23 protein-coding genes are annotated in these 25,747 nt (G+C 65.7%); 14 read left to right on the top strand and 9 right to left on the bottom strand.

Annotation, left to right across the window (positions count from 1 at the left end; all coding sequences use genetic code 11):
• Positions 1 to 93: 93 nt before the first annotated feature.
• Together HV701_RS08655 and HV701_RS08650 are read left to right on the top strand one after the other, a co-directional pair.
• Positions 94 to 768 carry a response regulator gene (locus HV701_RS08655; protein WP_175132660.1) on the top strand — a complete coding sequence of 225 codons (675 nt, stop codon included), beginning with the start codon at positions 94 to 96 and terminating at the stop codon, positions 766 to 768.
• A complete protein-coding gene (locus HV701_RS08650) occupies positions 765 to 2,129 on the top strand; it encodes an ATP-binding protein (protein WP_175132659.1) in 1,365 nt (454 codons plus the stop codon). The genes HV701_RS08655 and HV701_RS08650 overlap by 4 nt, the downstream gene beginning before the upstream one ends.
• 21 nt (positions 2,130 to 2,150) lie before the next feature.
• Here HV701_RS08650 and HV701_RS08645 read toward each other — a convergent pair whose 3' ends face one another.
• The 3 genes from HV701_RS08645 to HV701_RS08635 form a co-directional block, all read right to left on the bottom strand.
• Entirely contained in the window at positions 2,151 to 3,506 is a 1,356-nt protein-coding gene (locus tag HV701_RS08645; RefSeq protein WP_338075799.1) for an amino acid permease, read from the bottom strand.
• A 431-nt stretch (positions 3,507 to 3,937) separates the two neighbouring features.
• Complete coding sequence (locus HV701_RS08640) at positions 3,938 to 5,443, bottom strand: tripartite tricarboxylate transporter permease (RefSeq protein ID WP_175132657.1); 1,506 nt, start codon at positions 5,441 to 5,443, stop codon at positions 3,938 to 3,940.
• 15 nt (positions 5,444 to 5,458) lie between these two features.
• Positions 5,459 to 5,881, bottom strand: a complete 423-nt coding sequence (locus HV701_RS08635; protein WP_175132656.1) for a tripartite tricarboxylate transporter TctB family protein — start codon at positions 5,879 to 5,881, stop codon at positions 5,459 to 5,461.
• 420 nt (positions 5,882 to 6,301) lie between these two features.
• Here HV701_RS08635 and HV701_RS08630 point away from each other — a divergent pair, with 420 nt between their 5' ends.
• Both HV701_RS08630 and HV701_RS08625 read left to right on the top strand, forming a co-directional pair.
• Positions 6,302 to 7,987 (top strand): GGDEF domain-containing protein, encoded by a 1,686-nt coding sequence (locus HV701_RS08630; protein WP_175132655.1) that lies wholly within the window; start codon positions 6,302 to 6,304, stop codon positions 7,985 to 7,987.
• 191 nt (positions 7,988 to 8,178) lie between these two features.
• Positions 8,179 to 8,940, top strand: a complete 762-nt coding sequence (locus HV701_RS08625; protein ID WP_175132654.1) for a class I SAM-dependent methyltransferase — start codon at positions 8,179 to 8,181, stop codon at positions 8,938 to 8,940.
• A gap of 203 nt (positions 8,941 to 9,143) precedes the next feature.
• Here the strand turns inward: HV701_RS08625 and HV701_RS08620 are convergent, their stop codons facing one another.
• The 3 genes from HV701_RS08620 to HV701_RS08610 all read right to left on the bottom strand — a co-directional run bounded on the left by HV701_RS08620 (position 9,144) and on the right by HV701_RS08610 (position 12,300).
• Positions 9,144 to 9,860, bottom strand: a complete 717-nt coding sequence (locus tag HV701_RS08620; protein WP_175132653.1) for an IclR family transcriptional regulator — start codon at positions 9,858 to 9,860, stop codon at positions 9,144 to 9,146.
• Between the two features lie 17 nt (positions 9,861 to 9,877).
• Entirely contained in the window at positions 9,878 to 10,774 is an 897-nt protein-coding gene (locus HV701_RS08615; RefSeq protein WP_175132652.1) for an NAD(P)-dependent oxidoreductase, read from the bottom strand.
• Positions 10,775 to 10,845: 71 nt separating this feature from the next.
• Positions 10,846 to 12,300, bottom strand: a complete 1,455-nt coding sequence (locus HV701_RS08610) for an aldehyde dehydrogenase (protein WP_175132651.1) — start codon at positions 12,298 to 12,300, stop codon at positions 10,846 to 10,848.
• A gap of 170 nt (positions 12,301 to 12,470) precedes the next feature.
• Here HV701_RS08610 and HV701_RS08605 point away from each other — a divergent pair, with 170 nt between their 5' ends.
• The 9 genes from HV701_RS08605 to HV701_RS08565 all read left to right on the top strand — a co-directional run bounded on the left by HV701_RS08605 (position 12,471) and on the right by HV701_RS08565 (position 20,308).
• The gene (locus HV701_RS08605) at positions 12,471 to 13,439 is read left to right on the top strand and encodes a tripartite tricarboxylate transporter substrate binding protein (protein WP_175132650.1); all 969 of its coding nucleotides are present in this window, start codon (positions 12,471 to 12,473) and stop codon (positions 13,437 to 13,439) included.
• Between the two features lie 253 nt (positions 13,440 to 13,692).
• Positions 13,693 to 14,088, top strand: coding sequence for a hypothetical protein (locus tag HV701_RS08600; RefSeq protein WP_175132649.1), 396 nt, complete (start codon positions 13,693 to 13,695; stop codon positions 14,086 to 14,088).
• A complete protein-coding gene (locus HV701_RS08595) occupies positions 14,085 to 14,933 on the top strand; it encodes an alpha/beta fold hydrolase (protein ID WP_175132648.1) in 849 nt (282 codons plus the stop codon). Before HV701_RS08600 ends, HV701_RS08595 begins: the two co-directional genes overlap by 4 nt.
• A gap of 49 nt (positions 14,934 to 14,982) precedes the next feature.
• The gene (locus HV701_RS08590) at positions 14,983 to 16,146 is read left to right on the top strand and encodes an ABC transporter substrate-binding protein (RefSeq protein ID WP_175132647.1); all 1,164 of its coding nucleotides are present in this window, start codon (positions 14,983 to 14,985) and stop codon (positions 16,144 to 16,146) included.
• Positions 16,147 to 16,164: 18 nt separating this feature from the next.
• Complete coding sequence (locus HV701_RS08585) at positions 16,165 to 17,034, top strand: branched-chain amino acid ABC transporter permease (RefSeq protein ID WP_175132646.1); 870 nt, start codon at positions 16,165 to 16,167, stop codon at positions 17,032 to 17,034.
• 3 nt (positions 17,035 to 17,037) lie between these two features.
• Entirely contained in the window at positions 17,038 to 18,012 is a 975-nt protein-coding gene (locus HV701_RS08580; protein WP_175132645.1) for a branched-chain amino acid ABC transporter permease, read from the top strand.
• Entirely contained in the window at positions 18,009 to 18,791 is a 783-nt protein-coding gene (locus tag HV701_RS08575) for an ABC transporter ATP-binding protein (protein ID WP_175132644.1), read from the top strand. Before HV701_RS08580 ends, HV701_RS08575 begins: the two co-directional genes overlap by 4 nt.
• The gene (locus HV701_RS08570; RefSeq protein ID WP_175132643.1) at positions 18,778 to 19,491 is read left to right on the top strand and encodes an ABC transporter ATP-binding protein; all 714 of its coding nucleotides are present in this window, start codon (positions 18,778 to 18,780) and stop codon (positions 19,489 to 19,491) included. Before HV701_RS08575 ends, HV701_RS08570 begins: the two co-directional genes overlap by 14 nt.
• Before the next feature lie 13 nt (positions 19,492 to 19,504).
• A complete protein-coding gene (locus HV701_RS08565) occupies positions 19,505 to 20,308 on the top strand; it encodes an N-acyl homoserine lactonase family protein (protein ID WP_236756169.1) in 804 nt (267 codons plus the stop codon).
• Between the two features lie 82 nt (positions 20,309 to 20,390).
• Here HV701_RS08565 and HV701_RS08560 read toward each other — a convergent pair whose 3' ends face one another.
• The 3 genes from HV701_RS08560 to gstA form a co-directional block, all read right to left on the bottom strand.
• Entirely contained in the window at positions 20,391 to 22,508 is a 2,118-nt protein-coding gene (locus HV701_RS08560) for a TonB-dependent siderophore receptor (protein WP_175132641.1), read from the bottom strand.
• A 202-nt stretch (positions 22,509 to 22,710) separates the two neighbouring features.
• The gene (locus tag HV701_RS08555; protein ID WP_236756171.1) at positions 22,711 to 23,679 is read right to left on the bottom strand and encodes a Bug family tripartite tricarboxylate transporter substrate binding protein; all 969 of its coding nucleotides are present in this window, start codon (positions 23,677 to 23,679) and stop codon (positions 22,711 to 22,713) included.
• A gap of 52 nt (positions 23,680 to 23,731) precedes the next feature.
• Complete coding sequence (gstA, locus tag HV701_RS08550; RefSeq protein WP_175132640.1) at positions 23,732 to 24,367, bottom strand: glutathione transferase GstA; 636 nt, start codon at positions 24,365 to 24,367, stop codon at positions 23,732 to 23,734.
• A 301-nt stretch (positions 24,368 to 24,668) separates the two neighbouring features.
• On the opposite strand from gstA, the gene HV701_RS08545 reads away from it, so the two are divergent.
• On the top strand, positions 24,669 to 25,721 hold the full coding sequence (locus HV701_RS08545) for a WD40/YVTN/BNR-like repeat-containing protein (protein ID WP_175132639.1): 1,053 nt from the start codon (positions 24,669 to 24,671) through the stop codon (positions 25,719 to 25,721).
• The last annotated feature ends 26 nt before the right edge of the window (positions 25,722 to 25,747 follow it).

The following is a 25,747-nucleotide window of genomic DNA, read 5'->3' as shown; positions in this document are numbered from 1 at the left end:
AACGATGGCCCGCAGCGTAGAGGCCGGACCTTAATCGCAAATTAAGCGTGCGGCGGTGGTAATCTCGGAGTCATCGGACTGCTGGGGGATAAAATGCGTATCCTTATCGTCGAGGACGATCCGCTGATCGGCGATGGCATCAAGAAGGGCCTACGCCTTTTGGGCTACGCCGTCGATTGGTTCGGCAGCGCCGCCGAAGCCGATCAGGCGCTGCGGGTGGTGCAGTACGACGCGGTGGTGCTGGACCTTGGCTTGCCCGGCGAGGACGGCGCCGCCTTGTTGCTGCGCTGGCGCCGGGCCGGACACGACCTGCCGGTGCTCATCCTGACCGCCCGCGACGCCGTCGACAGCCGCATCGCGGGCCTGGATGCGGGCGCCGACGATTACCTGATCAAACCCATCACCCTGGACGAACTGGCCGCCCGCCTGCGCGCGGTCACCCGGCGGGTGGCCGGCAAGCCGGAACCGGTGTGGCGCCATGGCGACCTGGAATACCAGCCCTCGGCCCACGAGGCGCGTTGGAAGGGCCAGCCGGTCGACCTGACTTTTCGCGAGGCGCAATTGCTGGAGCTGTTCCTGTCGCACCCGAGCCGGGTGCTGACGCGTGATTTTCTGCGCGACAAGCTGTATGACTGGGACACCGACAACGAAGGCAGCAACACGCTGGAGGTGCATGTGCACCACCTGCGGCGCAAGATCCATCCCAAGATCGTGCGGACCCTGCGGGGCTCCGGCTATGCGCTGGGTCAGCCGGACGCCGAATCATGACCTTGCAGCGCCGGTTGATCATCGCGGTGCTGCTGGCCGTGCCGCTGGGCTGGCTGCTGACCATCGCCGCCACCTACTGGCGGGCGCAGCACGAGATCAACGAACTGTACGACACCGACATGCTGCGGCTGGCCGAACAGACGCTGGCCGTGGCGTCGCTGCTGCCGCCTGTGGGCTCGCTGAACGCGCCATTGCCGCTGCGGGCCCCCGATTCCGGCGATGCCAGCCACGGCGACCTGTCGGTGGCGATCTGGCGGGGCGCGGGCGAGCCGCTGGTGATGGACGCCGAGGCGGCGCAGTTTCCCCGAGGCGACGGCGTGCAGGGGTTTGCCGACAGCATGGTCAATGGCCGGCCCTGGCGGCTCTATTACCTGAGCGACGCCACGGGCCAGACACGCGTCGCGGTGGGGCAGCGCGTCGGCGAACGCGAGGATCTGGTGGTCGCCTACCTGATGAGCCAGCTTGCGCCCCTGCTGGTCGGCCTGCCGGCGCTGATCATCGCCTTGATGATCGCGGTGCGCCGCGCGATCCAACCCGTGCGGGCTTTGTCCGGCGCCCTGGAACACCGGCGCCCCGACGATGCCACGCCATTGTCCGAAGACGCGCCAGGCGAACTCAAGCCGCTGGTGACCGCGATGAACGGCCTGCTGGCGCGGGCCGGTCGTCTGATCGAACAGGAGCGGCGCCTGACCGCGGACGCGGCGCACGAGTTGCGCACGCCCTTGGCGGCGTTGCGGGTGCAATGGGAAGTGGTGCAGCGCGCCCAGGATCCGGCCCTGCGCGCCGAGGCGCAGGCGCGCGTGACGCGCGGGCTGGACCGCATGGACCGGCTGGTGACGCAGCTGTTGACCATGGCGCGCCTGGACAGTGTTGGCGAAATCGCCTTCGCTTCCGAAGTGGATTGGCGCGCCGTGGCGGAACAGGCGATCGGCGACTGCCTCTTCATCGCCAACCGGCGCGACATCGATATCGAGGTGGATTGGCCTGCCGCCGGCCAGGTGGCGCTGCCGGTGGCCGGCGATGCCGAGGCGCTGGCCATCCTGTTGAAGAACCTGCTCGACAACGCCATCCGCTACGGGCCCCGCCATGCCCGGGTCCGCATCCGTTTCGAGCCAACCCGCATCCTGGTCGATGACGAAGGCACGGGCCTGGCGCCCGAGGTCGCGGCGCGCCTGGGCGACCGCTTCCTGCGGGCGGCCGGCAACGAGGAATCGGGCAGCGGCCTGGGGGTGTCGATCGCGCAGCGGATCGCCCGCAATCATGGCCTTGCCCTGCGCTATGAAACGCGCGCGCCGGCGCCGGGACGGCCGGGGGGCTTGCGCGCCATCCTGTCCCGGGCCACGGGCCGCGCGGGCGAGTGACCGGCGTTGCCGTGGCGCGCTTCAGTCCGCGCCGGCGGCTGCCGGCCCGGCGCGGGTCCGGCCGCGCGTGCCGATGCCGAACACCTGCGCGCCGATGCCCATGGCGACGATGACCGCCGCGAGCACCGAGGTGTAGAGCACCTCGTTGCGATAGGTGCCTTCGACCACCATGGTGATCAGCGCGGCGATGATGCAGACGATCACCGCATACGTGAGCCAGGGAAACAACCACATCTTGAATTGCAGCGCAACGCCGCGCGCCTGCAGACGCTGGCGCATGCGCAGCTGCGAGCACGCGATCGCCAGATAGACGAACAGCGCGATGGTGCCGGTGGCCTGCATCAGCACGTCGTAGACATCCATTTTCGAGGTGGCCATCATCCAGACCGCGGCAAAGGCGAACAGGCTGGAAATAAGGACGCCGACGTAGGGCGTGCCGGTCTTGCGCCCGGTGATCTGCATGATACGGTGCGCATCGCCGCGCCTGGCAAGCGAGTAGAGCATGCGCGAGGCGGTATACAGCGCCGAGTTGAAGCAGCTGCACACCGAGGTCAGCACGATGAAATTGACGATGAACTGCGCATGCGGAATACCAAGGGCGTCGAGCGCGACGTTGTAGGTGCCCTGGGTCGGTTGCGTCAATCCAGGCGCGTTGTACGGCACCAGGCACACCACGATGAAGATCGAGCCCACATAGAACAGGCAGATGCGCCACACCACCGAGCGCGTGGTCTTGATGATTTCGCGGCCCGGATCGGCCGATTCGGCGGCGGCGACGGTGACGATCTCGGCGCCGATGAAGGCGAACATCACGCCCAGCAGCGCCACCACCACGGCCTTGGGGCCGTTGGGCATGAAGCCTTGGCTGGTCAGGTGGCTCCAGCCGTTGGCGCCGCCCCACGGCCACAGGTGCGCCAGCGCCAGGCTGCCCATCACCAGGAAGAGGACGATGGCCACGACCTTGATGAGGGCGAACCAGAATTCGAATTCGCCATAATTGCGCACGTTCAGGAAGTTGACGATCAGCAGGGAGACCGTTACCAGCAATGCGTAGCCCCAGGCCGGCAGCATCGGAAACCAGCCGTGCAGGATCTGCCCGGCGACGTAGGCTTCCCAACCCATCAGCAGGGCCCAGAAATACCAATAGAGCCAGCCGATGGTGAAGCCGGCCCAGCGCCCGATAGCGCGGTCCGCATAGGTCGAGAACGAGCCGGTGTCCGGCTGCGCCACCGCCATTTCGCCCAGCATGCGCATGGCCAGGATGACCAGGATGCCGCCGCCGATATACGCCAGGATCACGGCGGGCCCGGCCAGCGCAATCTGTTTGCCGGAACCCACGAAGAGCGCCGCGCCGATCACGCCGGCGATGGACATCATCGTGAGGTGGCGGGATTTGAGACCGCCCTTGAGTTCGGTATTCGGGGTGTTCGCCAACTGTCTGCTCCTCTTCAGATACGCGGGGGCATGGCATATCCGCCGTCGTAATGGAAAGGCGGCATGTCCCCTGCCGGTGATTGCGCCGGGGTCTGGGCGGAATGAGTGTTGGAGTGGGCCGGCCCCGGGCGTCTCGAGATACAGAGCATACGCGCGCCGCTGCCGGTATTGCCGGACCTGCCATTCCCTGTTGCAAGTGCCAGATTTTGTCGCGCTTCTCGGGCTTTGCGCGGGGACCGGCCCTGGGGGAGATCGCGGCAATCCGCTGATCCTGACGCGGCCGGCGGCAAGGTAGGGCAGGGGGCGCGGGCAAAAAAAGGCCTGGGCATCGGTTCCGATCCCAGGCCAAGAGCCAACTGTTGATACTGCTTCTTTCAGTCGGCCTCGACAAACGCTTCTTCACGTTTCTTGCGCAGGGCGGGCAGCGCCACCAGCACCAGCAGCACGCCGGCGGCCGCCAGCAACGAAGCCGACAATGGCCGCGTCACGAAGGTGCTGAAGTCGCCGCGCGACAGCAATAGCGCGCGCCGGAAGTTCTCTTCCATCATGGGGCCCAGCACCAGGCCGAGCAGCAGCGGCGCGCCTTCGCAGCCGAGCTTGCTCCAGATGTAGCCGATGATGCCGAAGATGGCGAACATGAAGATGTCGAAGGTGTTGTAGTTCAGTGAATACACCCCGATCGTGCAGAACACCAGGATCGCCGGGAACAGCATGCGATAGGGCACCCGCAGCAGCTTCACCCAGATGCCGATGAGCGGCAGGTTCAGGATGACCAGCATGAGGTTGCCGATCCACATCGAGGCGATCAAGCCCCAGAACAGCTCGGGATGGCTCGACATCACTTGCGGGCCGGGCTGGATGTTGTGGATGGTCATCGCACCGACCATCAGCGCCATCACCGCATTGCCGGGAATCCCCAGCGTCAGCAGCGGGATGAACGAGGTTTGGGCGCCTGCGTTGTTGGCGGACTCGGGGCCGGCCAGCCCGGCCGGATGGCCCGTGCCAAAGCGCTCGGGCTGTCGGGACAGTTTTTTCTCGAGCGCATAGGACGCGAACGCCGACAGTACCGATCCGCCGCCTGGCAGGATCCCCAGCGCCGAGCCCAGCGCCGTGCCGCGCACGATGGCGGGCGCGGCCTCGCGGAATTCCTCCCGGCTGGGATAGAGCGAGCCTACCTTGTCGGTGATCTCGACGCGTTGCTCCTTGAGTTCGAGATTCGCCATGATTTCCGACAGGCCGAACACGCCCATCGCCACCACCGCGAAATCAATGCCGTCCTGCAGCTCGGGCACGCCGAAGTCATAGCGGGCAACGCCTGAGTTCACGTCGGTGCCCACCATGCCCAGCAGCAGACCCAGCAGAATCATGCAGATGGCCTTGGACAACGATCCCGACGCCAGCACGACCGCGCCGATCAAGCCCAGCGCCATCAGCGAAAAGTACTCGGCCGGCCCGAACGCGAATGCCACTTCGGCCAGCGGCGGGGCGAACGCCGCGATCAGCACCGTGGCGACGCTGCCCGCGAAGAACGAGCCGATGGCCGCCAGCGCCAAGGCTGATCCGGCGCGTCCGTTGCGGGCCATCTGATGGCCATCGAGCACCGTCACCACCGCCGATGTCTCGCCTGGCAGGTTCACCAGAATGGCGGTGGTTGAGCCGCCGTACTGTGTGCCGTAGTAAATGCCCGCCAGCATGATGAGGCCGGCGGTCGGCGGCAGCACATAGGTAATGGGCAGCAGCATGGCGATGGTGGGCACCGGGCCCAGGCCCGGCAGCACGCCCACCAGGGTGCCCAGCAGGCAGCCCAGGAACGCGTAGAACAGGTTTTCGGGCGTGAACGCCACCGAGAAACCCAGCATCAGGTTGTGAAGCAATTCCATGATTTTTTTCCCCGCTCAGTTGCTCATGAAGCTCGGCCAGAGCGGAAAGATCAGGCCCAGTCCGCGAATGAAAGCGAGGTAGGAGAAGAGCACCAGGAACAATCCGTTGGCGACCGCCACTTTCCAGTTGAATTCATGGCTGGCGACGCTGCTGACCACCACCAGCAGAAAGACGGAGAGATATAGCCCCAGCCATTGCAGCGCGAAGCCGTACAGCACGACCGACCCCACCACCAGGGCGACGATGCGGAAATCAAAGCGGCTGACGGTGGTTTGCATGGCGCGCCGCGATAGCGAGCCCAGCAGCACGATCGCGCCTACGAGCGCGAGGACGACGCCTAGCCAAAAGGGGAAGTATCCGGGACCCATGCGTGCCGCGGTCCCCATGCTGTACTGCGTTGCGTGCAGCGCGAAACCCGTGCCCAGGGCGATGAACATCCCCCCAGACCAGAAATCCTGTTTGTTCCTTATCAAGTTGCTGTCTCCCTAGTGTGGCGTTCCCACTCGGGTGTAATGCGGATGAGAACGCGCTTGATATGCGCATCAGAAGCTGTCGTAGATGTTGGTTTTTCGACAGTGATCTGAAAGCGTGCGTGCATCCTACGCGACATGCTTTTTCATGAGAACCGGGTGAAACTACTGAATTTCTCCGGGATATCCCTCAATTTTTCCTGTGCGCAAGGGGGGGCGAAAAAAAATTCGAGTGAACGCTGTGTGAACACCACGCGCACTGACAGCGCGTGGCCCGGACCGCGACCGGGCTTCCAAAATGATGCCAAATCTGTGCGTAACGTGACAGAATGTCGGGCAAGCGCGAGCCCGCTGTATCGCTGAACCCCGTATTGAGCAGGTCCTGACATGCCCGTAATCGGCGACCCGTACCCAACCCGACCTTCCGGCGATGGCTTGGGTGGCGCGCATTCCGAATCCGACGGCCGCCTGGACCGGCTGGCGCGCCTGGCCCGGCGCCTGTTCCAGGTGGACATGGCGGTTCTTGACTGTGCCGTGGCCGCTGGCGCATTGCAGGGGGTGGACGGCACCCCGCCCGCGCATTCCCCGTCCTGGTCCATCGAGTGCCCCGTGCGCGCCGCCGACGGCCGTCTGCTCGGCGGCCTGCGCCTGCTGCACGGCCAGCCGCGCGAGTTCACCGACGGCGACCGCCAGGACCTGGCGGACCTGGCGGATCTCGCCGCCGCGGCCATCGCGCAACACCATGCGCAGTCAAGCCGGCGCGCCGACGAAGACTCCTGGCGCGAAGAGGCCAGGAAGCTGGCGCTGGCCATCGAAGGCAGCGGCACCGGGGTCTGGGACCGCAACGTGGTGACGGGCGAGATCATCTATTCGCCCGGCTGGAAAGCCTTGCTGGGCTATTCGGATTCGGAACTCACGACCCGCATCGAGGATGCCTACACCCGGCTGCATCCGGACGACCTGGACTTCGTGCAGGCCGCCATGCAGGATCATTTCGACGGCAAGACCGAGAGCTACGAGGTCGAGCACCGCGTCCGTTGCAAGGACGGCAGCTACAAGTGGATCTGCAGCCGCGGCAAGGTGATCAGCCGGGACGAATCGGGCAAGGCGTTGCGGATGATGGGCACCACCACCGACATCAGCACGGTGCGCGCCATGGCCGAGCGGCTCCGGCTCACGGCGGATCTGGTCGTCAACCTCACCGATGCGGTGCCCGGGCTGGTCTTCCAGTGCCAGTCCGCGGCAGAGGGGGGCTCCCGGTTCTCGTATGTCAGCGCCGGCATCTGGGACATGTTCGAGCTGACCGCCGACGACGTGCGCGCCAGCACCACCGCGATCGAACGGCGCATCCATCCCGAGGACCTGCCCGCCTATCGCGCCTCGCAGCAGCAGGCCGCCGCCGCCCTGACGCGCTGGCACCTGGAGTTCCGCGTGTGCCTGCCGTTGCAGGGGGTGCGATGGCGGCAGGGGGATGCCAGCCCGAGCCGCGACCCCGACAACGGCGTGGTCTGGCACGGGTTCGTCACGGATATCACCGACCGCAAGCGCGCTGAACTCGAATTGCGCGAACTCGCCGCCACCGACGCGCTGACGAGTCTGCCGAACCGCCGCCATTTCATGTCGCGCATCGCCGCCGAGCTCACGCGCCTGCAGCGCCACGGCGGCCAGGGTTCGGCGGTGCTGATGTGCGACCTGGATCACTTCAAGCGCATCAACGACACCTGGGGCCATGCCATCGGCGACGGGGTGCTGCAGCATTTCGCCAGTATGCTGCGCGCCCAACTGCGCGAGATCGACCTGGTCGGCCGTATCGGCGGCGAGGAGTTCGCCGTCGTGCTGCCCGATACCAGCATCGAAAGCGCGCATCTGTTCGCGCGCGACGTGCAGCATCGGATCGCCGATACGCCGTATCTGTCGGACGGGTTGCAGGTGCCTTTGACGGTCAGCATCGGCATTTCCGCGCTGCACGCCAAGGACGACCACGCGGAGCTGGCGCTCAGCCGCAGCGACCGGGCGCTTTATTACGCCAAGCAGCGCGGCCGCAATCGGATCGAATCGGTATTTTCCCGATAGGGCGGGACCCGGCCGCGATCGCCCGCCCGGCCGGCGTCCGGCATGAAAGATACGGGTACTGACGGACCTGCCGATCGAGCATTTCGGGCAGTCGCCGCATTTTGCGGGACGGGGGTGAGCGCCTTCGTCCGCGCCTTCGGCCGGGGGCCATGTGATGAGGTAGTCTACGCCCCTTGACATGGAGAACAACAGTGCCAAACAGGTACGGAAAGCTCGCTTCCTGGGTCTATCACCTGGATAAACCCATCGGCCATTCCTTCGGCGACCTGGAATACTATCTGGAGCGCCTGGCAGGGTGTGATGGCCCCATCCTGGAACCCGCGGTCGGCAATGGCCGCATCTTCATACCGCTGCTCGAGAAGGGCCTGGCCATCGAAGGGTTCGACGCATCGCAAGACATGCTCGAACTCTGCCGGCAGGAATGTCAGCGCCGGGGACTGCGGCCCGCGCTGACATGCCAGACATTCGAGCAATTTGGCTACGACCGGCGCTTTGCCTGCATTGTCATGCCGGCGGGATCGATCCAATTGATCACCGAGACTGCGTCGGCAATGGCGGTGCTCAGGCGGTTCTGGGATCATCTGCTGCCCGGTGGCAGGCTGATCGTGGACATTGATCCCATCGAGAGCCTCATCGGAGCGGCGAGCGCCGCGCGCAGTTGGGCGGCAGGCGGCGGCGATCTGCTCACGATGACCAGCCATCGCGCCGGGATTGACTACATCACGCAGACGACCCTGTCCCATCTGCACTACGAACACTGGAGAGAGGGCGCGCTGCTGTCGGCGGAACTCGATCTATTCCATTTGCGCTGGTGGGGTGTCGACGAGCTGGCCTTCGCATTGCTGCAAGCCGGTTTCGTGGATGTGGTGGTGTCAGGCGATTACCAGCATGGATGCCCACCCCGCAGCGGGGCCCGGATCATCAGCTTCGAGGCAAGCCGCCCGCGGGGGTGAGGGTTCGCGCGGCAAGGCAACGCCACGCGCGGTGGCCTCCCATCGGGTCGATGGGGGCCACACGTTGCGGTGTGCTGCGCGATCGGCCCGGCGCGAAGGAAGCCTGCTTCAGGATCGAAAGGCCCGGGCGACGCCAGTGGCAAGGAGGTCCCGCCACGTGGTTTTCATCTCCGGTGACCCGGTTGAGTCAGCACGCCATGGCTTCACTTCACGGAAGGCCAGCGTCCGCCCAGTGCGTGCGTGGCATCGGCCGCGGCTTCCTGCACCAGCTTGGCCATCTTTTTGACGGCGGCCGGCGAGTAGCGTTCCTTGGGGCCCGACAACGAGATGGCGCCGCAGATGTCGCCATCCGGGCCGAATACCGGGCTGGCCACGGCCGCGCAGTTGGGGTCGCGTTCGCCCATGGATGTCAGCATCAGGCCGACCTCGGCCGGCGACTTGCCATCGACCAGGTAGGCGGTCAGCAGCTTGCCGGCGGCGCCCTTGTCCAGCGGCAGCAGGTCGCCGACGCGGATACGGTCCAGCGTGGAATGGTGTGAGTCCACGCGCAGCACGCAGGCGCGCGAGCTCGCGTCATGGTAGACGTGGAACGAGGCGCTTTCCGTGCCCTTGTCGACCAGGGCCTGCAGCAGGGGCAGGATGGTCTCGGTCAGGCGGTAGGTGGCCTCGTACGCGCGTCCCAGTTGATGCGCGTAGGGCCCCAGGGAATAGCGGCCGTCGGCGCGCCGCACCACCAGCGCGGCCTTTTCAAGCGAAGCAATAAGCCGCAGGAGCGTGCTCTTGTAGAACCCGGTGGCCCGGGAAAGATCCGCGAGCGTGATGGGCTCGGTGCGCTGCGCAACGGCCCCGACGATGGTCAGGGCGCGTTCGACGGCGGCAACGCCGTCAGTGGAATTGTCCTGAGTAGTGGTGCGACTCATTGGAATGGTAGGGGTGATTAGGCGATGGTCCCCGAATCCGGATCGATCACCCGGCTGATGACCGGGAAATAGCGGTTGCCATGGCCCTGGGCCAACGCGGCGCTGAACCAGTGCTCAACGTTGCGGGCGCCCAGCGCTTGTACGCCGGTTTGCTCGGCCAGCGCCAGTGCGTAGCGCAGGTCTTTGCGGGCGTAGTCCACGGGGAAGGCTTTTTCGGGAAATTCACCGGGCAGAATAGCCTTTAAGCCGTGGTTGCGCAACGCGAAGCTATCGGCCGATCCGCGCGTGAACGTATCCAGCAAGACCTGGGGATCCACCCCCGAACGCCTTGCAATTGCGCGCGCTTCCGACAATGCCACCACGGTTTCGAACAGCACCATGTTGTTCAGGATTTTCACGACCTGGCCGCTGCCGACCGGCCCGCAGTACGTAATCTCGCTGGCGAAGGTGGACACCAGTGGCTTGACCCGCTCAAACGTCGATGCCTCGCCACCGATCATGACGGACAGCGTGCCGGCCTCGGCGGCGGCGCGGGTGCGGGCAACGGGCGCGTCGATGAAGAGGGCGCCCTTGGCGGCGAATTCGGCGGCCAGCTCGCGCGTCACATCGACCGGCGACGTGCTCAGGTCCACGATCAACTGGCCGCCGCGCGCATTGGCCAGCAGGCCGTCGGCGGCGCGCGCCAATTGCGCGACCACTTCGCCGGACGGCAGGGACAGGAACACCACGTCGCAGTCGCGCATGATCTGCTGCGCCGTCGCGGCCACCACGCCATGCGGAGCCAGCCGCTGCAAGGGGGCGGTGTCGGTGTCGCAGCCCAGCACGGGCAGACCGCCTTTGGTGGCCAGGTTGCGGCAGATGGGTTCGCCCATGACGCCCAGGCCGATGAAGCCGGCTCGTTGAAATTCAGACATGTGGAGAGTCTCCGAAGAAAAAGGGGGCCGTCGCTGCGGCCCTGAAAAGAATGCGAAAGGACGCCTGCGGCTTACATGCCGAAGTAGATGCCCTTGGATTGTTGGTACAGGCGCAGGCCGCTGACGCCTTTTTCGCGGCCGATGCCGCTTTGCTTGAAGCCGCCGAACGGGGTGGAGATCGACAGTTGCTTATAGGTGTTGATCCATACGCTGCCGGCTTCCAGGCGCTTGGCCACGCGCCAGGCCCGCCGGTAGTCCGCCGTCCAGATGCCCGACGCCAGGCCGTAGACGCTGTCGTTGGCCTGGTCGATCAAGTCGTCTTCGTCGTCGAAGGTCAGCGCGCACAGGACCGGGCCGAAGATCTCTTCGCGCACCACCTGCGCATCGCGCGCCAATCCGCCAAGGATGGTGGGCCGGTAGAACGCACCCGCTTGCAGCGCGTCGCCGTCGGGCCGCTGCGCGCCCAGGAGCACCTGCGCGCCGTCGCGCTTGGCGGACTCGACCATGCTTTCGATCTTGTCGCGATGGCCGAACGATGCGATGGGGCCCATCTGGGCGCCGGCGGCGTCGGGCAGGTTCACGTTGAGCCGCCCAGCGCGCGCCACCAGCTTTTCCATGAACGAGGCCGCGATACCGCGCTGCACGTAGAGCCGCGACCCGGCCACGCAGGACTGCCCGCTGCCTTCGAAAATGCCGCCGATCACGCCGTCGATCGCCGCGTCCTGGTCCGCGTCATCGAACACGATGTGCGGCGACTTGCCGCCGAGTTCCAGCGCGACGGGCATCAGCTTTTCGGCGGCGGCGTGGGCGATGGCGCGGCCGCTGGCGGTGCCGCCCGTGAACGAGACCATGCGCACACCGGAATGTTCGACCAGGCGGCGGCCCACGGTGGCGCCCAAGCCGGTGACCACGTTGAGTATGCCGGGGGGCAAGCCGGCCTCCAGCGCGATGCGGCCCAGCGCCAGGGCGGGTGACGAGGTCACCTCGGAAGGCTTGAGGATCACGGCGTTGCCGGCGGCCAGCGCAGGCGCGACCTTCTGGGCTTCCATCGTCAGCGGCGAGTTCCACGGCGTGATCGCCACCACCACGCCATACGGCTCGTAGTGCGTCATGGACAGGTAGTTGCCGCGAGCCGGCGTGACCTCCGCGCCCAGCGTTTCGCACACGCCCGCGTAGTAGCGGAAGGTTGCCGCCGCGCTGGCGACTTGCGTCTTGCATTCGGCCCAGACCTTGCCGTTTTCGATCATCTGCAGACGCGCCAACAGCTCCGCATGCTGCTCGATGCCGTCGGCGATGCGGCGCAGGATCGCGGCGCGCTGGTGCGGCAGCATGTCGCGCCAGGCGGGCTGGCGTTGCGCCTGCCAGGCGGCGTCGACGGCCTGGTCCACCTGCGCGTCGGAGGCCGCGCTTATCAGGTAATTCCGCGCGCCGGTGGCGGGATTGATGGACGCGAACGCGGCGTCTTGCTGGGCGATCCATTCGCCGCCGATCAGCATGGGTTTAAGGGTTTCCGATGATTCGGACATGACGTGATGTTCCTCTCTTGTTGGGATGTTCCAGCGCGGACGCTGGCAGCCGGCGTGCATTTATTCGTTGACAGTCTGCGGCTGAAAAAATATAAAATAGAATAATCGTTCTGTCTACAGGAACGAAAGAATAAACAGACCGTCATTCGAAGACAAGAGGAGACCACTCAATGCATCGGAATTTCTTGCGCGCGCTGGCATGTGCCACGGCGTTGTTGGCGGGAACGGCCCACGCCGATTCCTATCCATCCAAACCCGTGTCGATGATCGTGCCGTATCCGGCCGGCGGCGCCACCGATGTGGTGGCGCGCGCCGTCGCCGAAAAGCTGACGCAGTCGTGGGGCCAGTCGGTCATTGTTGAAAACCGCGCGGGGGCCGGCACCACGATCGGCGCCAGTTCGGTGGCGCGCGCGCCAGGCGATGGCTACACCCTGTTCATGACCACGTCGGCCCACACGATCAGCGGCCATCTGTACAAAAAGCTCAACTACGATCCCGTCAAGGACTTCGCGCCCATCACGCTGATCACCCGGGTGCCGCTGGTGCTGGTCGTCAACCCGGCGGTGCCGGCCAAGACGCTTCAGGAATTCCTGGCCTACCTGAAACAGAACGGCGGCTCGGTGAACTTCGCGTCGCCGGGCAACGGCACCGCGCAACACCTGAGCGGCGAGCTCTTCAAGATCGCCACGAAGTCGGGCATCACGCACGTGCCTTACCGCGGCGACGCGCCGGCCTTTACGGACCTGGCCGGCGGCCAGGTGCAGATGATGCTGGCCACGATCACGTCGGCGCTGCCGTTGATCGAGTCCGGCAAGCTGCGCGCGCTGGCGGTGGCCAACGGCAAGCGCGTGCAGGCGCTGCGCGACGTGCCGACCTTCGCGGAAGCAGGCATGCCCGGCTTCGAGGCGGCGACGTGGTTCGGCCTGCTCGCGCCGGCGTCGCTGCCGCCGGCGCAGGCGCAGCGCATCTATGAAGACGTGTCCAAGATCGTTGCCACGCCCGCGATGCAGGCCCGCCTCGAAAGCTTGGGCGGCGAAGTCGTCAACAGCACGCCGCAGGAATTCGCCGCCTTCATGTCGCGCGAGCAGGAGAAGTGGGGCCAGGCCGTCAAGGCGTCGGGCGCCGTCGCCGCGCAGTAATCCCAACGAGGCGCGTGATTGCCGGGCGCATGCCCGGTATCCGTGCCATGGTGGCGGGGCCGCGCGTTGACGCCGTGCGGGACGTGACGGATTGCCCGTTGATGCGGGCGGACGATGGGCGGGCGCTGCCACCGGGATAAGGTTCGGCTCGGATTTTCCCCGTGTTGACACGGGGAGTTTTCGATACTTAGAATGTTCTGGCAGAAAGAATATACGTTCTAAAAATAAGAGCGAACATAGGTGGGAAGAGACAATGAATAACCACGCCATGGCAGCGCGGCATGCGTCCGACGCGCAGCTTGCGCACCGCTTCCGAAGCCGCGCGCTGTCGTTCTCGCGGCCGCGTCAGGTCGATATGGACCTGCTGCTGGGCGTCGGCGCCGTACCGCTGCTGGTCCGCATCCGCGACGGCCGCGTCATCGCCGCCGACACGCCCGCCGCGCCGCTGCCTTCCTGCGATGTATCGCTGCGCGCCGGCGCAGACGCCTGGTCGCGCTTCTGGCAAGCCGTGCCGGAAGCGGGCTGGCATGACATCTTCGCGTTGAGCAAGCGCGGCGAACTGGCCATCGAAGGCAACCTGCAGCCGCTGATGGCGCACTTGCAGTTCGTCAAGGACCTGCTGGCCACCGGCCGCGAGGCGCAAGCATGAACGCCGCGCTGGAACCCATCGTCGGCCGCTATCTGTCCGTCGACATCGGCGGCAAGCCTTGCCGCGTCTACTTCGAGGAGGCCGGCGCGGGCATTCCGCTGGTCTGCCTGCATACCGCCGGCGCCGACAGCCGCCAGTATCGCCACATGATGTGCGATGCGGACATCACGTCGCGCTATCGCGTCATCGCTTTCGACATGCCCTGGCACGGCAAGTCCTATCCGCCGCCCGGCTGGCAGGATGAGGAATACCGCCTGTCCACTGAACGTTATGTGGAGACCGTGATGGCGTTCTGCCAGGCCCTGGCGCTGGATCGCCCGGCGCTGATCGGCTGCTCGATCGGCGGGCGCATCGTGTTGCAACTGGCGCATCAGCACGCGGATCGTTTTCGTGCGCTGATCGGGGTCGAGGCGGCCGATTTCCAGCAGCCTTGGTACGACACGTCGTGGCTGCATCGCGGCGACGTCCATGGCGGCGAGGTCTGCGCCGCCCTGGTGTCCGGGCTGGTCGCGCCGCAGTCCCCGGCGGTCTATCGCCACGAAACCTTGTGGCAGTACATGCAGAGCGGCCCCGGCGTGTTTCGCGGCGACCTTTATTTCTACCGCGTGGACGGCGATTTGCGGGGGCGGCTGGGCGGCATCCGCACCGATCGTTGTCCCCTGTTCCTGTTGACGGGCGAGTATGACTTTTCATGCACACCCGAAGACACCTTGCGCACTGCCGCCGGCATTCCCGGCGCGCAGGTCACTGTCATGCGCGAATTGGGGCATTTCCCCATGAGCGAAAGTCCACAGCAGTTTCGCGGCTACATCATGCCGGTGCTGGACGCCATCGCCGGCCTATAGAGCGGCATTACCGACGGGCAGGCACTGCCCGCGATCCACAGGAGGCATTATGCGTTATCCGATCATTCTGGCCGGCATCTTCGCCCTGGCCGCAGTTCCCGCCGCGCAGGCGCAAGAGACGCTGAAGCTTGGCGCGTTGGTCACGCTGTCCGGCGCGGGCGCCGCCTGGGGGCAGGGAATGAAGAACGCCGCCGAGATTGCGGCGGACCAGGTGAATGAAGCGGGCGGACTGGACGTCGGCGGCAAGAAGTACCGGGTGCAGGTGGTGGCCTATGACGACAAGTACCAGGCCAATGAAGCCGTCACCGTGGCCAACCGCCTGGTGTTCGAGGACAAGGTGCGCTACGTGATCGGCCCGGTCGGATCGGCGCCGGTGCTGGCGATCCAGCCCATGACGGAAAAGAACAAGGTGATCGTCATGACTTTGGGCTTTACCACCAAGGCGCTGGCCGCGGACAAGCCCTTTACCTTCCGCCCGAACGTGACGACCGCCGAGGTGTCGCAGCCGCAGATCGACTGGCTGGTCAAGTCGCTAGGCCTGCGCAAGGTGGGCGCGCTGTTCCCGAACGACGAAACCGGGCAGCAGATTGCGCTCGACCTGGAAGGGGCCTACAAGAAGGCGGGCGCGGCCTTGTCCGTCAAGGAGTTCTTCGAACGCGACCGGGTCGATTTCGTGCCGGTGTTGACGCGCATGATGGCGCGCGGCATTGACGCCATCGAACTGGACGGCAATTCACCCACCACCGCCGGCCTGATCGTCAAGCAGGCGCGGGAACTGGGGTTCGAAGGGCGCATCGTGCGCACTGGCGGCCCCGCCACGCAGGAAATCGTGAACGTGGCCGGCAAGGCGGCCACCGAGGGCATGCTGGTGCATACGCCGATTGATCCGGAACTGCCGGAAACCAAGGCTTATGCCGAGCGCTATGCCGCCAAGTACAAGCACGCGATGAACGGTTTCAGCCCGGCCTTCTATGACGGCACCAACATGCTGTTCGAAGCCATGCGCCGCGCCGGCACCGTCGAGGACACGGACCGCGTGCGCGTCGAGCTGGAGAAACTGGAAGGCTTTCAAGGTGCGCTGGGCAAGCTGAGCTGGACGGGCAAGGCCAGGTACGGCATCAACCACCAGTTGAACGCGCCGTTCTACGTGGCCGAAGTCAAGGATGGCCGCGAGGTGATCCGCGCGCGCTGCACCGTCGAGGGATGCCGCTAGCGCGGCGGGGGATGCCACGTGGATTGGAGCATTCTGCTGACGCAGGCCACGATAAACGGTCTTATCGTGGGACTGCTGTATCTGTTGATGGCCGTGGGCTTCACGCTGGTGTTCGGCGTGATGCGCATGGTGAACTTCGCGCATGGCGAGTTCTACATGCTGGGCGCCTTTGGCGCCTATTACCTGACGACCCAGGCGGGCTTTTCGTTCCTGCCCGCCATGGCGCTGACCTTCGTCTTGGCGGTGGCCGGCGGCGCGGTGCTGGAATGGGGTGTGCTCAAGCCGTTTCGCCGGGATGAGCTGAACGGCATGATCGCCACGATCGGCCTGGCGATGATCCTGCAAAACCTGGCCCTGATGTTCTTTGGCCCCGACCCCTTGTCCATGCCCGCGGTGGCGCAGGGCACCGCCCGCATGGGCAAGCTGGTCGTGCCGTTGTCGCGTGTGTATGTGGTGGTGTTCGCCTTGCTGGCGCTGGCTTTGCTGTACGGCTTCCTGCGCCATTCCAGGCCGGGCCGCGCGCTGCGGGCCGTGGTCGAGGACTTCGAAATCGCCGGCATCCAGGGCATCCGCTCGCGCATCTATTACCCGCTGGGCTTCGGCCTGGGGGTGGGGCTGGCGGCGGTGGCCGGCGCGCTGATGGCGCCGCTGTTTTCGGTGTCGCCGTTCGTGGGCGGCACGCCGCTGCTCAAGGCGTTCATCGTGGTGATCCTGGGCGGGCTGGGCAGCATTCCGGGCGCCGCCTTCGCGGGCCTGGCGCTGGGCCTGGCGGAAAGCTATGGCAGTCTGCTGTTCGACAGCAGCACGGCGGACATGCTGATCTTCGCTATCGTAATCGTGATGTTGGTCGTGCGGCCCAAGGGGCTGCTGGGCCGGGGGGAGGCATAAGTCATGACGGACATTTCGCTTGAAGCCGGTGTGGCGCGGCCCGCGCCATTACGCTGGCTGTTGTGGGCCGCGTTGGCTGTGGCGGCGTTCGCGCCCTGGTTCGCCGGGCCGTTCGTTCAGCATCTGGCGGTACTGACGTGCCTGAACGTGCTGATCGTCAACGGCTTGGCGCTGATCGCGCGCTGCGGGCAGTTGTCGCTCGGGCACGCGGCCTTCGTCGCGCTGGGCGCCTATGGCTCGGTGCTGGCCGCACGCTATCTGGGATGGAGCTTTCTGCCCGCCGCGTTGGCCGGCGTGGCGTTGACTGCGTTGGTGGCGCTGACGCTGGGCGCAATCATCCTGCGCTTGAAGGGCGTCTATTTCGTGCTGGTGACGTTCGCGTTCGGGGAACTGGTGCGGTTGATCCTGCTGGACGGCTCGTCGTGGTCGGGTGGCGCCAACGGCATCGCCAGCATCCCGCCGGCCGCGCTGGCGGGTATGGTGTTCGATACGCGCGCCAGCTTCTACGGCCTGGCGTTGTGCGTGGCCCTGGCGTCGGTGGCGCTCTTGCGCGTGATGGCGAGGCAGCCGTTCGGCCAAGCCATCGACGCCGTGGCGGAAAACCCCGCGCTGGCCGAATCCACTGGCCTTGGCGTGCATCGCATCCAGCTGTGCGCCTTCGTGGCCGGCTGCGCGTTGGCGGCGGTCGGCGGCGCCTTGCAGGCGCGCTATGTGGGATATGTCTCGCCGGAGTCGTTCAACGCCAGCATTTCCATCGGCTTCATCATCATGCTGGTCATCGGCGGCCGCCGATCGGTATGGGGCGGGCTGATCGGCGCGATGGTGCTGACGCCGCTGCCCGAACTGTTTCGCGGCGCGGTGCAGACGCAGCACATTTTCTATGGCGCGGCGCTGATCCTGATCCTGCGTTTTCTACCGGCGGGCCTGGCCGGCCTGCCGGGTCCGTGGCAGGCGCGCCGGCACAAGGAGTCCCAATGAACCAGCCTCTATTGAAGGTGCAGGGCATGTCGCGCAGCTTTGGCGGGTTGGCGGCCTTGCGCGATGTCAGCTTCGCCGTCGCCCCGGGCGAAATTGTCGGCCTGATCGGGCCCAACGGCGCGGGCAAGACGACGGCGTTCAACGTCATCAGCGGTACGATGCCGCCGTCGGCCGGGTCGGTGCATTTCGATGGCCGCGACATTTCCGGCGGCCCACCCAGCCGTGTGGTGGTGCAGGGGCTGGCGCGCACATTTCAATCCACTTCCACCTATCCCGAGGCCACGGTGGCCCAGAACATTCGGCGCGGCATGCTGTCGCGCATTCGAAATTCGTGGCTGCGCCATCTGGCCGGGCGTGACCAGGACTTGTTGTCGGCCTCGCAGGCCGAGCGCGAAGTGGACCGGCTGCTGCACCTGCTTGATCTGCAGGGCTGGCGCGACGCGGCGGCCGGGTCGCTGGCCTATGGCTTGCAGAAAAAACTGGGCATCGCCGTCGCGCTGGCCTGCCGTCCGCGCATGTTGCTGTTGGACGAGCCGGCGGCGGGGCTGAACCACGAAGAATGCAACGAGCTGGGGCGCCTACTGCGCCGCCTGCAATCCGAGGAAGGGTTGACGATGCTGTTGGTGGAGCATCACATGGCGCTGGTCATGGAACTCTGCCATCGCATCGTCGTGCTGGTGCAAGGCGAGAAAGTCGCCGAGGGCACGCCGCAAGCCATCCGCGACAACCCCGCCGTGATCGAAGCCTATCTGGGAGCGCCCGACTATGCCCATGCTTGAAGTCCAGGACCTGACGGTTCGATACGGGCCGCTGGAGGCCGTGCGCGGCATCAGCTTCACTGTTGAACAAGGCCAGATCGTCGCGCTGGTCGGCTCGAATGGCGCGGGGAAAAGCTCCACGCTGAAAGCGCTGATCGGCCTGGCGCCGGCCGCGGGCGGGCGCATTGCGTTTGAAGGGCGGGACATCGCGCGGCTGGGTTCGGCGGCGCGGGTGTCGGCCGGGCTGGCGTTGTCGCCCGAAGGGCGGCGCCTGTTCGGCCGCATGACGGTGCTGGATAACCTGATGGCAGGCGCGCATGGGGTCCGGCCGGGCAGTCGCGTGCGCGCGCGGCTGGACGAAATCTACACCTTGTTTCCCCGTGTGCAGGAGCGCCGCGCACAGTTGGCGGGCTCATTGTCCGGCGGCGAACAGCAGATGGTGGCGATCGGCCGCGCGTTGATGGCGCAACCCCGTCTGCTGATGCTGGACGAGCCCTCGTTGGGCATCGCGCCCAAGATCGTGGCCGAGATCGCGGGCGCCATCCAGCGCATCAACCGCGACAGCGGCATCGCCATTGTGCTGGTCGAGCAGAACGCGCGGCTGGCGCTGCGCCTGGCGCATCAGGCCCATGCGTTCGAGCATGGCGAGGTGGTGCGCAGCGGCACGGGCGCCGAGCTGCTGGCCGACCCCTTCGTGCAGAAAGCCTATCTGGGAATCTGAAATGAGCGTGGCAATGCAAACCGCGGTTCCGCAATACGAGGTGTATGCCATCCGCTACGCGCGGATGCCGCGCCAGCGCCGCGACAACTTCCTGGGCGGCGATCCGCACGACGGCGACATGCCCATGGACTTCTTCGTGTGGCTGATACGCGGCGCGGGCCATGTGGTCCTGGTGGACACGGGTTTCAATGCCGACATGGCGCGCTTGCGGCGGCGCGAACTGATCCAGTGCCCCATCGCGGCCCTGGCGCCGCTGGGCGTGCAGCCCGAAGCCGTGCAGCACGTGGTGCTGACCCACCTGCATTACGACCACGCGGGCAATCTGGACCTGCTACCCAACGCGCGTTTTCATGTGCAGGACGACGAACTCGACTACGCCACCGGCCGTTGCATGTGCTTCGAACCGCTGCGGCATGCCTACGCGGTGGAGGATGTGGTCACGCTGGTACGGCGCGTCTACGACGGCCGGGTGGACTTCCATGATGGCGACGGGACGTTGCTGCCGGGCATGGAACTGCTGCATATCGGCGGCCACACCAAAGGCCTGCAGGCGGTTCGGGTGCATACCGAACGCGGCTGGGTGGTGCTGGCCTCGGACGCCAGCCATTATTACGAAAACATGGGGCAGGGCAGGCCGTTTCCGATCGTCTATGAAACGGCCCGGATGCTGTCCGGCTACGCCAAGCTGTATGGCGCGGCGCAGTCCGAGCAGCACGTAGTGCCGGGGCATGACCCCGCGGTGCTGGACCGCTATCCCAAGTGGCAGGGTTCATCGCACGTGGCGATGCTGCATCGACCGCCGCGGCGGGAATCCTAGATCCGGCGCCATTTCGCCGGGGCGCGCCCGCCGGGGAGCTTCGCGCCAGAGTCTGGCGGCCGCGACCCGGCCGGCGCAGTCATCAATAGGTGTACCTGATGCCCAGTTGCGCGGTTCGTGGCGCCCCGGGGTAGACATAGCTGTTGAACGAGCCCTCGTCATACGTGCGATTGAAGAGGTTCGTCACGTCGAGGTTCACTCGCAGATTACGGTTTATCTGATAGAAGCTGAATACGTCGACCGCCACATAGGCTGGCATGCGGTAGGTGTTCGCCGCGGTTTGCCCCGCCCGTTTGCCGACGTAACGCACGCCGACGCCCAATCCGAGCCCGCGCGCGGGACCTTCATGGAATTCATACATATTCAATAGGCTGAGGGTGCTTCGCGGGATGTTGGCCAGGCGCGTGCCTTCGGGCAAGGTGTTGTCCTGGGTCACCGCCGCGTCGACGAAAGCATAGCCGCCTATCACCCGCCACTGGCGCGTGAGGTTGCCGGCCACATTCACGTCGAAACCGCGGCTGCGCACTTTCCCGGCTGCCACCCGGTAGGTGATGTCCGCGGGGTCGACCGTGAGAACGTTCTGTTTGTCGATCTGGTAGGCCGACACGTCGACGCTCAGTTTTTCATTGAGCAGTTCCCACTTGGCGCCGACTTCAATCGACTTGCCCTTTTCGGGATTGAAGCCGTTGCCCTGGCGGTCGGCTCCCGTGTTCGGCTTGTAGGCGCGCGCGGTGTTGGCATAGACGGAGAGCGTCTCCGTAAGGTCATAGACCACGCCCAGGCGCGGCGAGACCGCCGAGTCGCGGGTGCGCCAGCTCGACGCGCCGGGCAAGCGATCCCGGTAGCGGTGTTCGAAGTGTTCGAATCGCACTCCCGCCACCACTTTGAACCGGTCCGTGAGTGAAATCTGATCCTGTACGAAGGCCGCCCAGGTTTTCAGGTTTTCCTTATCGTGCGTCGTCGTGCGACTCAGCGGCGGGCGCGGTTGGCCAAGCACCGGGTCGTACAGGTCGACGGGGTAGGCGTTGGCGCCGGCCGCGGACCGGCGAATGATCGATTGGTAGTCGTAGTCTTCAACCTCCACGCCGGTCAAGAGCGTGTGGCGTACGCCGCCGGTGCTGAAGCTGCCTGTCAGGTTGAGTTGGAAATCCCGATCGGTCCAGTCCAGCCGGCGGTAGTTGAAGTTGCGGCCCAACGTCCGACCGTCGGACTGGAGCGCATTGGCTTCCACCGCGTTGCCCTTGAGCGTGCCGTCGAGCCATTGGAACCCGCCGGCGACTTTCCAGTCGTCGTTCAGCGCATGTTCGAAGCGCAACTGGACGACCGTGTTGTCGTTGTGCAGTTTGTTGGTGGTGCCGGCTTCCCAGGCATTGACGCTGGACGACGCGCGCTTGCTCTGGTTGGGATAGTTCGTCAGGCCCCGGTCCAGCGGATGGTTGTTACGCATCAGATCCGCTTCGAGCGTAATCCGCGTGGCGGCGCTGGGCTGCCAAGTGAGTACGGGAGCGACGGCGTAGCGCTCCGTGCTGACGTTGTCACGGAAGGTATTGCCCCCTTCGGCCAGCGCATTGATGCGATACGTGAATTGGCCTTGCTCGTCCACGGGGCCGGTGGTGTCGATGGTGACGCGGCGCATTCCGTGGCTGTCGAATTGCAGGCCGGTGCTCAGGCTTGCTTGCGCTTCGGGTTGCTTTGTCACCACGTTGAACGTGCCGCCGGGATCGCCGCGGCCATACAAGGTCGTGGCGGGGCCACGTATGACCTCGAGCCTTTCGAGGGTGTAGGCGTCGGGCGCGTTGGGATAACCGCGATTGATGGGGAATCCGTTGCGGTAGTACTCGCCGGTGGTAAAGCCCCGGACCGTCACCGTGGTCAGGCCTTGTCCGCCGAAATTGTTTGCGCTGCCAACGCCGCCGGCGTAATCGAGCACTTCGCGCAAGCGCGTGGCATTGGTGTCCTCCACGACGTCGCGGGGTACGACGGTGATGGATTGCGGCACCTCGCGCAGGGCGGCATCGGTGCGCGTGGCGCTCATGCTGCGGGTCGCCCGATATCCGATCACCGGACCGTCGGCCCGCTCGGCGACGCCGTAAACGCTCACGGCCTCCAGTTCGACGGCATCAGCGGGACTATTCGGCGCGGCGACCGCGGTGGGGACGATGGCATTCAGGAGACATACAGAGAGGACAGGGCGGCGCATGTTGCTGGGCAGGATAGGATGTGGCGCGATGGGCGCCAGATAATACTATTGATGATACGGATTCGCATTATTGATGGTGTTTTTGTTGTAATGCCGCACGTCCATATCCCTGCCATGGAAAGGCCCGCCCCTTCCTCCGTAAGGCACCGGGGCGGGGCCGCGTCGTGGTTCGACCAGTGGCTCGACGGCGAACCGCGGTTGCTCAGTCGAGCGAGATGCCCGACTCTTGGGCCACGCGCCGCCATTTTCCTTGTTCGGCCGCGAGCATGTCGCGGAACTGACTGGCGGATCCCGGCGACACCTCCACCCCCCTTGCGGTCAGTTTTTCGCGCACGTCGGGCATACGCAGCACGGTGTTCAAGGCGGCATTGAGCCGTTGCACGACGTCAGGGGCCACGTTGGCGGGGGCCAAGACGCCCATCCAGCCTTCCGCTGCCATGTCTTGAAAGCCCAACTCTCGCAGGGTCGGAGTGTCCGGCAGGTCACGCAGTCGTGCGGGGGAGGGCGTGGCCAGCGCGCGCAGCTTTCCCGATTTGATATGAGGCAAGGCCACCGCGGCGGTTTCGAACGTGAAGTCCACTTCGTTCGCCAACAACGCGCTCATTGCCGGCGCGCTGCCCTGGTAAGGAATATGCGTCGCGCTGATCCCGGTGCGAGACAGGAACAACGCGCCGATCATGTGATTGGTTGATCCGATGCCGAATGACGAGAAATTCAGGCGGTCGGGATGCGCCTTGGCCCGGGCGATCAATGACGGCACGCTGGTGATGGGCGAGGAGGCGGGCACGACCAGCACAAAGCTGACGCTACCCACTTCGCCAATCGGGGTGAATTGCTTGAGCACGTCGTACGGCGCCGTCTTGCGGGTCACCGGGTTGATGATCAGCTCGGCGCTGGTGCCAAAGAACAGCGTGTTGCCATCGGGCGCGGAGCGTGTCACGTTCAATGCGCCCAGGGTGCCTCCGGCGCCGCCACGGTTTTCGACGATCGTGGGCTGGTCCAGAAGCGCGGGCAGCTTTTCCGCAATGATGCGGGCGGCGCCGTCCGTGCCTCCGCCAGGAGGAAAGCCGACGACCAGGCGGATGGGGCCCGCTGGATTGCCGGCGGCGCCGGCTTGGATGGCGCACAGCGCGCCCGCGCACAAAAAGACCAAACGGAGCAGCATGTTCATGGGGATTCTCCAACCGGAACGGTATGTTCCAAAGGGGGGATGGGCAATGACGTTACGGCTGGCCCGCGCTTTGGCGCACGCCTTCTTCATGGGCCGCCTGTTCGGCGGCGCGTACGCTGGCACGGGCGCCGACCCGTTGCAGATAGGCTTCCAGATGGGGCCAGGCGGCGGTGTCGATGCGGTGCGCGCGGGTCCACATGGCGATCGTGTAGCAATGGGCGTCCGCAATCGTGAATTGATGGCCCATCAGGAAGTCGCGTCCCTCCAACTGATCGTTGAGCCATTGCAGCCGGCCGTGCAGATACTGGCGGGCGATCGATTTGTACTCGGGCGGCGTGATGGCCTTGAACAACGGCATGAAGCCGCCTTTGTGCAAATCCGCCGCGATGAAGCTCATCCACTCCATGATGCGGTAGCGAATCAGCGACCCGGGCGGCGCGAACAAGGCCGTGCCGGGCTGTTGGTCGGCCAGGTATTGCATGATGACGGCGCCTTCGCTGAGGTACTGCCCGTCGGGCAACTGCAAAGTGGGCACCGTGCCCTTCGAGTTGACGAGCAGGTAGTCCGTCCCGTCGGCCAACCGCTTGGTGCGCATGTCCACCCATTGCAGATCCAATGCAATGCCGAGTTCGCGCGCGACGATGTCGACCGCCAGCGAGCAACCCCGTACCTCGTGATAGAACTTCATGTCTGTCTTTCCCTGATGACGTTGCCAGCGCCGCGGCGCGCGGCTGCCTGGCATCGGATTGAAATGGCGATTTATCTCAAATCGGTAGTACACAAATAGAAAAATAATTAATTCAGTACTACAATTCTTGCGTGGCTAGCCTTTGTTTCCAACTAGGGGAAACGCTTGCTCGGCCGGCGGCCCGCCGTCGGCGGCTTCTTGTGAGCCATCGAAGGCCAGCCGGATTTCGGACAGAACCCGTGCCGGGGACGGCGGCGCCCTGTCCGAGCACTTATTTCCCAGAAGGGGGGAGGAGGACATCATGCAAGGCACGATCTTGGTGGGGACCGCGGGGCAGGGCATATTGCGAAGCGCCGACAACGGCGCGAGCTGGCATCGGCTGGGCTTGAAAGAGGCGATCGAATTTGATGGCGTCGTGCGCTGTCTGGCGGTCGACCCGTCCGATCCCGCCCGCGTGTTCGCTGGCGCGGATGCCGGGATCTGCCTGAGCACCGACGGCGGAGCGCATTTTCGGCGGCTGGATTCCCCGGCCAACGGGCAGACTGTCTGGGCCCTGGCACTGGACCCGAGCAACCCCGCGCGGGTCTACGCAGGTACAGGGGCCCCATCGCGTGCGCGCATGTTCCGCTCGGCCGACGGCGGGCAGACGTGGGAGGCGTTGCCGGTCGAATTGCCGGAGTTCTGCGCCGGCGTGAATCGGCCGCGTATCCTGGCTATTGCCGTGGATCCCGTCAATGGCGAAGTCTGGTTCGGGGTCGAGGAGGGCGGCGCCTGGCGCAGCCGTGACCGGGGCGATTCCTGGCAGCGGATTGACTCGGTCGCCAACGGCATCGTCAGCGGCGACATCCACGCCATCAGCGTTTTGCCGCCGCGCGGCCAGATTCCGCGCACGCACCTGATCTGCACCGTCAATTCGGTCTACACCAACGTCGACAACGCCCAAGGCGCCTGGCAAGGCGCCAGTTCGGCGGATCGCTTCGATGGCCTGTACTACACCCGCACGATCCAGCCACTGCCGGGCGGCGAGGACGTCCTGTTGCTGGCGGTCGGCGATGGCACGCCGGGCACGCGGACGCGGATATATCGCTCTGAAGACCGTGGCCGCACTTGGGTCCGCGCGATTCTGCACTCGCCGCCGAACGCTACCTTCTGGGCCTTCGGCGCGCATGCGGCCGATCCGTCGCTCGTGTTTGCCGGCACGAAGTATGGGCACCTGTTCCGGTCGATGGATGGCGGACGCAGCTGGTTCAAGGAATGGCGTGATTTCAGTGAGATCACCGCGGTGACCTGGACACCGTTCGTCGCGCCAGTCAAGGCCCACCCCCAATCCAGATTGCCGAGCCAGGCCACATGACCGCTTCAGCGCCGCCGCGCCGGCCG

Origin of the sequence: Achromobacter pulmonis, assembly GCF_902859765.1 — a bacterium.
In the GTDB taxonomy this organism is placed as follows: Bacteria; Pseudomonadota; Gammaproteobacteria; order Burkholderiales; family Burkholderiaceae_B; genus Achromobacter; species Achromobacter pulmonis.
Note: the sequence above shows the minus strand (reverse complement) of the source record. Positions and strands in the feature narration are given on the sequence as shown.